Below are 742 nucleotides of genomic sequence, written 5' to 3'. Positions count from 1 at the left end.
TGGCTAACTTGTATCCTGGTCCAATTAACATTTCTTTGTAAGCTTCGGTTACCGAAGCAACAATGTTGTTGTTTGCCGCTGCAGCCAATAGCCTCTGGGGGAACAAATTGTCTGAGCCCCAATACACATAATCCACATATTTTGCGCTGGCGTTTTGAGAAACCGCAACCTCTTGAATTCCAAAACTTTTTATTGCGTATAATATGTTTTTTCTGTTGCGATAAAAAACATCGTCATACGTTTCCCTGTTTGTGCCTTTTTCAAACCGCCCTTTTTTGCCCGAAAATATTTTTTTTACAACGTCAAGCATGGTTTCCTATTAATAAATAGCTTTGTTTGTAAAAATAAGTTTTGCAAAGAGGTATCAATCGTCACGCCGTCGTAGTTATACACAAATACGTCATAGCTTCCATCGGGTATGCTTGCTATGTTTAGCTGCACGGAAGCAAGCAAGCTTTCGCACTTTTTATCAACCAAACCAAACAAGACAAATGTATTACATTCGTTTTTTACCTCAATTAAAACTTGGTTGTAAGCATATTTTTTTCCGTCAAATACAAAATATAGAACTATGGTATCGTTGCTAAATATTTTTGTCAGCATACGGGCTCAAAATACTCGGCTTTTATAATAACGCTTGCAAAATAATATGTAAAGAGGGGCAGACTAATTATTTGCCACAATTGCCATCCGGCAAAATAGCAGTAGATGCCTAAAAACAAAGCATACCACACGCTTTGGC

The 742-nt window shown here is 37.5% G+C and carries 1 protein-coding gene; it reads right to left on the bottom strand.

What is annotated here, in order from left to right; genetic code table 11:
* On the bottom strand, positions 1–310 hold a 310-nt coding region (locus NZ519_14030; GenBank protein MCS7029871.1), incomplete at its 3' end, for a hypothetical protein.
* Positions 311–742 lie beyond the last annotated feature (432 nt).

It is taken from the genome of Bacteroidia bacterium (genome assembly GCA_025056095.1).
Taxonomy (GTDB): domain Bacteria; phylum Bacteroidota; class Bacteroidia; order JANWVE01; family JANWVE01; genus JANWVE01.
Note: the sequence above shows the minus strand (reverse complement) of the source record. Positions and strands in the feature narration are given on the sequence as shown.